8 protein-coding genes and 1 other annotated feature are annotated in these 7161 nt (G+C 36.3%); of the genes, 6 read left to right on the top strand and 2 right to left on the bottom strand.

The window, feature by feature from the left end; all coding sequences use genetic code 11:
- Positions 1-1062 (top strand): hypothetical protein (locus FC57_RS10090; RefSeq protein ID WP_236695730.1); only part of this gene is annotated, 1062 nt, incomplete at its 5' end.
- 127 nt (positions 1063-1189) lie between these two features.
- Positions 1190-1903 carry a DUF4097 family beta strand repeat-containing protein gene (locus FC57_RS10085; RefSeq protein ID WP_040529402.1) on the top strand — a complete coding sequence of 238 codons (714 nt, stop codon included), beginning with the start codon at positions 1190-1192 and terminating at the stop codon, positions 1901-1903.
- A gap of 41 nt (positions 1904-1944) precedes the next feature.
- Here FC57_RS10085 and FC57_RS10080 read toward each other — a convergent pair whose 3' ends face one another.
- Positions 1945-2430, bottom strand: coding sequence for a DUF1836 domain-containing protein (locus tag FC57_RS10080; RefSeq protein WP_007125631.1), 486 nt, complete (start codon positions 2428-2430; stop codon positions 1945-1947).
- A gap of 142 nt (positions 2431-2572) precedes the next feature.
- Here FC57_RS10080 and FC57_RS10075 point away from each other — a divergent pair, with 142 nt between their 5' ends.
- Positions 2573-3412 (top strand): DegV family protein, encoded by an 840-nt coding sequence (locus FC57_RS10075; RefSeq protein WP_007125632.1) that lies wholly within the window; start codon positions 2573-2575, stop codon positions 3410-3412.
- A gap of 80 nt (positions 3413-3492) precedes the next feature.
- Here the strand turns inward: FC57_RS10075 and FC57_RS10070 are convergent, their stop codons facing one another.
- Complete coding sequence (locus FC57_RS10070) at positions 3493-5241, bottom strand: oligopeptide ABC transporter substrate-binding protein (RefSeq protein WP_056990030.1); 1749 nt, start codon at positions 5239-5241, stop codon at positions 3493-3495.
- Between the two features lie 83 nt (positions 5242-5324).
- Positions 5325-5560, bottom strand: a binding site (T-box leader).
- Positions 5561-5778: 218 nt separating this feature from the next.
- On the opposite strand from FC57_RS10070, the gene FC57_RS10065 reads away from it, so the two are divergent.
- From FC57_RS10065 to FC57_RS10055, 3 genes are all read left to right on the top strand, one after another.
- Positions 5779-6417 (top strand): hypothetical protein, encoded by a 639-nt coding sequence (locus FC57_RS10065; RefSeq protein ID WP_007125634.1) that lies wholly within the window; start codon positions 5779-5781, stop codon positions 6415-6417.
- Between the two features lie 63 nt (positions 6418-6480).
- Positions 6481-6678 carry a type II toxin-antitoxin system HicA family toxin gene (locus FC57_RS10060; protein ID WP_040529403.1) on the top strand — a complete coding sequence of 66 codons (198 nt, stop codon included), beginning with the start codon at positions 6481-6483 and terminating at the stop codon, positions 6676-6678.
- Positions 6679-6705: 27 nt separating this feature from the next.
- Positions 6706-7098, top strand: coding sequence for a type II toxin-antitoxin system HicB family antitoxin (locus FC57_RS10055; protein WP_007125636.1), 393 nt, complete (start codon positions 6706-6708; stop codon positions 7096-7098).
- Positions 7099-7161 lie beyond the last annotated feature (63 nt).

Raw genomic sequence — 7161 nt, 5'->3', positions numbered from 1 at the left:
GATTTAACTAGCACCACGCGTATTGATTATAGAATGAAGAGAATAAGGAGTATTAGGATAAAGATGAAGATCAATAAAAAGATAGTTTTCTTAATTGCTTTAGGATTAAGTTTACTATGCGTTGTTCAAACAAATCATCCTGCTACTGTTAATGCATCTGTAGGTAGAATGCATTACTTGAAAGGATGTAATGGTGCACGTGATCCGTTTAAGCGAATTGGTAAGTTTATGGGTGTTGTGATGGAAAGACCCATTCAAACTTATGACATTCATGGACATATGATTAATAAAGAATGGTACGGAAATATTTATAGTAATGGCTATAGATACATTAATGGTAAAAAGTATTATCATATGGCATTCAAAACTAGAAAATATGTGTCTGCAGCTCAATTAAGTGCTCATAATAGCAAGAATTTTCCAGGTCGATTGACGGTCTATACTGCTACTAAGAAAATAACAGCCAAAGCGCCAGATGAATGTTATCCTGATGGGAGTTTATCTGATATGCCATGTTCGATTTCTAAAGGACAACCAATTTTTAGAGATCGGGTTGTTGAAAAAGGTGAAATCGACTATATTATGCCTGCCATTAAAGAATGGGAATCAACTGGAAAAGAACCTGATCCTGAGAAATACTATGACTATGGTTTAAACTTGAATGCTCTGAAAATGTATACTAAATCATGGTATATAACTGCAGCTCTAAATACTTTTACAAGAGATTACCACCACTTGAGTGCAGTGCCAGATCCTGAACAAATGTTAATTATTCCTAGCCAGCAACAATATTTCAAGCGTGGCGGAAGATACGTTGAAGGATATTATCATATGAGAAAGACTGAAGGACTTCAGTTTACGAATCAATCTGTGAAACAGGGCTATTGTTGGAGTGATATACATCGCGATTCAACGGATAACTTCTATTATCAACGTGATCATGTTTCTTGTGGTCCTGAGCCAGCCGATAAGGGAAATTTGGTAAGAATCTTTAATGTAAGAAAGTATCCTAACGGACATCATACTAAGAAGAGTTTATTTAAAGTAAACTTGTATATTTAATATTCAAGGCATCCCATTCGGGATGCTTTTTTAATTCCACTCCGAATACAAAAAACACTTGCAATCCCTTAAAATTAAGATAAAATTAAATACAAATAAAATTTATTTTAATGAAGGGATGAGAATAATGTTCTTAAAGAAAAAAGTGGAAGTTTCTAAAGTTGATAAGACACTAGGAACTGATGTATTTAAAAAGTTAAAAGTAGATTTTAAAAGCTTAGATTTAGACTTAAATGTTGGGGATCACTTTGAAATTCATTATGCTGGACCAGAAGACAATGAGCCTGAACTTGAGCAAAATGGGGACCAACTCATCCTGACGCAAACGAATAGTGAATCACATGATTTTCATTGGCAAAAAGGGGTTTTTAGAATTGAATTTTCTCAAGGTGAAGGGAAGGTAACAGTTACCGTACCTCAAGATGTAGAGCTTGAAGAAGCTGAGGTTAAATGCAAGAGTGGTAATCTTTCCGTAAATGGGATAGATTTTAAAATAGCCGATTTGCAAACGCTTAGTGGCAATCTTCAGGTGGATAATTCTAAATTCGAAGAAGCAAGTTTCTTATTAGTTTCTGGTGATTTGAAGGTAAAAGAAACTGAAATCACTCAGGGTATAGCTCATTTGACCAGCGGTGACTTTACTATGAAGCAAAGTCGAGTGCTTAAACAAATGAGAGTCAAAACCGTTTCCGGTGACAATTGGGTTAAGGAAACTCAAGTTGATCGTTGCGAAGCACAAACAGTTAGCGGCGACGTATCTATTGCTAATAAGAAGAATTACGTTGATGATGGCAGTGAATTATTCTTAAGTACAGTTTCTGGTGATAATCGCGTGGAGTAAAATAAAGCAGGCATCCCTCATAATGAGAAAATGCCTGCTTTTTAAACTTCTCTGAAAAACTGATACAAATACTCACGATAGGCAAAGGCCATAATGACATTGCGCAACATCTGCTTTTGTTTAGTATGATCATGACCCAATTGTTCTAATTGGGTCTTTTTGTTGAAGACGTATAATAAAACATTGTGCAATTCTGCAGCGAAGTAGTTGTAAGCTACCTCCATCTTGTAGGTCTTTTGCTGAATACTGATGGCCTTGCGTAAATCTTCCTGGTCCATCACATTTTTGGCTATAGCGATGAAGAACAAAAGGGCAATTTGCTGACGGTTGTAGAGCCTGTCTTTGGGTGGCATGATCAGTTTATGTTTTACGTAATTGCTAACCATTGAACTAGTCAACTTGATGTTGCCTAATGGCTGGAGATATTTATTTAAATACGATACTACTTGTTTTAAATAAAGTCCCATATCAGGCAGTTCTTGAAAGGTCGGTAATTCAAATTGTTCTATTGCTACATCATTTTTCATAAGTGTCACTCCTAGATTTGATATTTTTATTGTTAATCATTTCTAATCAGCTGTCAATGAATATCTTTATATAAGTTTTTTAAAAACCGTTGACACTATAAATAAAAACGGATATTATCTAAGCATAAGCGAGGTAATTAAAATGACAGTAAAAATAATTACAGATTCAGGTGCAGATGCCTTTATGCCTTCAATATCTGGAATCAAGCACAGCAATGTCCCTTTAACAATCAGAGCTGGTTCATCTTCTTGGCTTGATGATGGCGAATTGAATATCCCAGATTTTGTTACCACTTTGAAGAATACTAAAGAAAGAAGTTCAACAGCTTGTCCTAGCGTGCAAGATTGGGTAGAAGCATTTATTGGTGCGGATGAGATTTATGTTTTAACTATCACTAGTGCTTTATCAGGAACTTACAATTCTGCAATGCAGGCAGCACGTTTATATACTGAGAATCATTCCGATATTAAGATTCAAGTTTTCGATACTCGTTCAGCCGGTCCCCAGATTCGCTTGTTAGCTGAATATTTGGCAAAAATGGTAAACGATGGCTTGGATTTTGATCAAATCGTAGAAACAATGAAGTATAAGATTCATCAGACAGATTTGCTTTTTGTCCTAGAAAACCTTGATAATCTAGCCAATAATGGACGAATTAATCCAGCTGTTGCTCGAATCGCACATATGCTTAAGTTAAACGTGTACGGTACGGCTAGCGATGCAGGTAAATTTGAAATGCTAGGTAAAACTCGTGGCGGAAAGAAAATGTTTGTTAAAATGATCAAGTCCATGGAAAAGGCGGGTTATCATGGTGGCAGGGTCTTAATCGATCACGTTCAAGCTCCAGACAAGGCCGAGCAGATGAAAGAAGCAATCTTATCTAAATATCCTGATGCCCAGGTTTCGTTAGCTGAGTGTGGTGGACTTTGTTCTTACTACGCAGAAGATGGCGGCTTAATGATTGGCTTTGAAAGAAAATAATAGAATATCACTAAAAAACTTCTAAGGTGAATTGCCTTAGAAGTTTTTTATAAATTGTTTATTTAAATTGGGTTATGAATTTACTCTTTAGTAAAACCTGCTTCGTACCAAACATGTGCAGATGGCTTAAGTGACCAGCCGGTAACTTTAGAATTAACAGCGGTTACTGCATATGAACTATTAGTTGGAACGACATAAGCATTGTTGTACATCCATCTTTGCCATTCATGCATCTTCTTAACACGATAGTTCTCGTCAAAGGATTTCTTTGAGTCAATTTCTTCCAACAATTTAGTGTTAGTTGGAGAAACAAAACGAGCAAAGTTATATGGCATCTTTTCTCCATAAAAGATTGTTGGAGAAGGATCACCAGAAGGATCCCAGGCGTTGGCCAATACATCGATCTTCGGATCACTTGATTTGACTGCGTTTACCCAATTGTTGAATTCCATTGGGCGACCATTTAAAAATCTTACGTGCAAGCCTAGCTTTTTCCATTGTTGCATATAGTTGGTCCACAGAGATTCAACATTTGTATCAGAGTAGTGCACTGCCAAGTTGATCGTTAACTTTTTACCATTAGGTTGCAGACGATAGCCTGTACTACGGTCTTTCTTATAGCCTGCTTTATCTAACAGTTTGTTTGCCTTGGCTAGATTATAAGAATAAACCGGTAGCTTCTTATCAGAATATTTACCAAATTGAGCAGGGATTAATGAGTTTACACGGTAACGCATCCCATGGAATAATCTTTGGTTAACCTGATCGATATTCATTCCGTAAGCCATGGCTTTTCTTAAAGCGGGATTATTCATTTTAGAATGTGGATCTTGCACATTCTTACCCAATTTTTGATCCCACTTACCGACTTTGAAGGCTAAGAAACTGTACATGAGTGATTTCTTTCCCACAAAATTAACATCTTTAGTATTTTTTACTTGATCATATTGTTGGTTAACAACATCGATTACATCGAATTTTTTATTCTTAATTGCGGCAGAAGCGTTCTTCGTAGAGATCGTGGACATCTCAACGTGGTCGAAGTGTGGTCGTCCGCGCCAGTAGTAAGGGTTGCGTGACCAACTTGTTGATTGTCCTTGAACCGTGTGATCCATTTTATATGGACCATAGAAGAGGGGATGTTTACGAACTTGCGGACTAGAAACTAGTTTATCGAAAGGAACATCTTTTAAATAGTGGTAAGGTGCTGCATGTTCCCAGAAGAAGCCATTGCCTGCGTTCAACATTGCTGGTTTCAACTCTTTGAAATGAAGGACAAGTTTCTTTCCAGTGGGACCTTGAGGCATTTCGATACCGGAGATTTTCTTAGCTTTACCCTGGTGGTATTCAGCCATCCCTTTGATATTTTCTAATGAACCTGTATACTGGGTGGTTTTGACTTTTGGATTAGCTAAGATCTCATAAGCATATTCCATGTCTTTAGCGGTCACTGGATGACCATCAGACCAGCGAACTTTGGGCTTTAAGGTGATCTCTGCCGTTTGATTCTTGTGATTCAACTTAAGTGTGGCGGCACCTTGATCGGTGATTCTGTAATGATCATCCATGGCGAACAGTCCCTCATCACCAGGAGCGGCAGCTTCCGCATCTGGTGAAGTATCTGCTAATTCGGCTAAGAAAATGCCAGTAAAAGGTGAATCATTTTCTAGAGCATAAGTAAGAGTACCTCCAGACTTAATTGCCTTGTGAGGAACCGTTTGCTTAAACTGTTTGGACATTGCTGAATCGTTGTTTTTTTTACCACATGCGGTAATTGTAAGCATCGTTGAGCTAACTAATACCATGGATAACAACTTGGACTTTGACATTTTCATAAAAATTCTCCTTTCGTCAAAAATCCAGCAACATTTGATTAGAAAGATAAAAAGCGCCCACTCAGACCATTGGATCTGAATAGGGCGCTTTTGCCGCTGTACCACCTATCTTTACTAGCAAGCCAGTATCTTTAATAACGTACGATCTCAATGAGATGATACGCCGTCGCTATAAAGGGCTGTCCCTAAACTATTTAAAATCATAGTTTCGCTCAAAGGTGATTCTTCAATAAAACATCATTTGTCTCTTTACACCAACCAGAGACTCTCTGCGAAAGATAATTTTATCTACTTTCCTTATCAAAGCTGTTTAATAATAAGTTTGTAGAGATATATTATACCCATCTGAAGTAAATATCAATACTTTTTAGATAAATTATTTACTTAAATTAAATAAATCTAAGCTTTAAAATTGCTACGTAAATTTAAGGAATGCAATTTTTATAAATATTGCACGAACATATGTACCAAGGTCACATATTTTGATATATTAGAACATATGTTTTAAAAAGAAAGGATGGAGGACGGATTATGTCACCAAATGAAGCAATGAAAGAAGTAAAGAAACGTCGAATTAATTTCAAAGATTATGATTTTGATTTAGACAGTTTGAAGGGCATCAAGAAATTCTTGAAAAATAGTTATGGTTTCTCAGATCGTCAAATAAGATGGACGATCGAACTGTATCTAAACGATCTTGAGGAGACAAGACTAAGTTCTGATTTTAGTAACATGTTTAGTAGTCCAGATTACGGGAATGGACAAGGTTTTATTAAAATGGAGGAGACTCGGTGTTTGATGACTACGTTATGTGCACACGATTGCATTAAGATCTGGTTTGATAAGAACTGTCGCATTTTGTTAAAGGGTGTACTAGGTAAATTAGGTCTCAAGAATGAGCAAAAGAATTATGTGCTTTATGATATTTGTGGGTTTTCATCACAACAATTTGGAGATGAAGGGGAGGTTGCTGATATTACAACCAGTTTACCCCTATGGCTTCCAGCCGTTCAGAATGTGGTTGATTCATGGCATGAAGGTATTGAAGAAGAATATGAGAAGATCGTCCCAAAATATAAGCAGGAAGTTCAAAGCTATTTGCAGAATTATTTGAATGAGTCACAACTTGATTCCCTTGTTAGTGCTTTTGAATTAAAAGATAGTAAATAAAAGTATTTTATATCATACACAAAATTGTGTGTATGGTATAATCCGGATAAAGGAGTAAAAGGTATGCCATGGAAGCCGGCCAAAATGGTTAGATTTCTTCTTAAGCATGGATTTGGAGAACAAGCAAAAGGTGGAGGTCATCGAAGATTCTTTAATCCTGAAACTGGGAGAATGACTGAAGTACCTATGCATAATAAAGAATTACGACCGGGAACAGAAAGACAAATATTGAAAGAAGCAGGTTTAAAAAAAGATAGTTAAAAATTAGTTGGTGTATCTAAAGAAAAAATGAAGCAAAAAATTGTAAGTTATCCAATTATTTTGACGGAATATAATGATGAATCTGGGCATTATTATGTCGTGAGTTCACCCAATTTGCCTGGCTTAGTTACAGATGGTTCAAATATTTCAGAGGCGCTTTTTAATGCTAAAGACGCTATTGCGACTTTGCTTGACTCAAGAGAATATCCTAAAGTTCAAGATTCTAGAAAATGGAATTTAAAGAAGGGACAACAGACCTCTTGGGTGAGTGTTAACATGACTGAATGGCATAACAAGTATGGCAAAACGGTTAGAAGAAATATTTCTATACCAGAGGCACTAAATGATTGGGCGAAAAGAAATCATATTAATGTTTCTAAAGTAGCAACTGATGCATTATACGAAATGCAACAATCTTAGTTGTTTTAAGTACTAAAAAAGCGGCTCATCTATTACAGATTGATACAATCCCACTAAAGTGGA

The sequence above is a fragment of the Lactobacillus ultunensis DSM 16047 genome (genome assembly GCF_001436305.1).
GTDB lineage: Bacteria > Bacillota > Bacilli > Lactobacillales > Lactobacillaceae > Lactobacillus > Lactobacillus ultunensis.
Note: the sequence above shows the minus strand (reverse complement) of the source record. Positions and strands in the feature narration are given on the sequence as shown.

Bases quoted from the DNA above. Each gene is read 5' to 3' on its own strand.
- FC57_RS10085 (WP_040529402.1), top strand. From the start codon at position 1,190: ATGTTCTTAAAGAAAAAAGTGGAAGTTTCTAAAGTTGATAAGACACTA.
- FC57_RS10080 (WP_007125631.1), bottom strand. From the start codon at position 2,430: ATGAAAAATGATGTAGCAATAGAACAATTTGAATTACCGACCTTTCAA.
- FC57_RS10075 (WP_007125632.1), top strand. From the start codon at position 2,573: ATGACAGTAAAAATAATTACAGATTCAGGTGCAGATGCCTTTATGCCT.
- FC57_RS10070 (WP_056990030.1), bottom strand. From the start codon at position 5,241: ATGTCAAAGTCCAAGTTGTTATCCATGGTATTAGTTAGCTCAACGATG.
- FC57_RS10065 (WP_007125634.1), top strand. From the start codon at position 5,779: ATGTCACCAAATGAAGCAATGAAAGAAGTAAAGAAACGTCGAATTAAT.
- FC57_RS10060 (WP_040529403.1), top strand. From the start codon at position 6,481: ATGCCATGGAAGCCGGCCAAAATGGTTAGATTTCTTCTTAAGCATGGA.
- FC57_RS10055 (WP_007125636.1), top strand. From the start codon at position 6,706: ATGAAGCAAAAAATTGTAAGTTATCCAATTATTTTGACGGAATATAAT.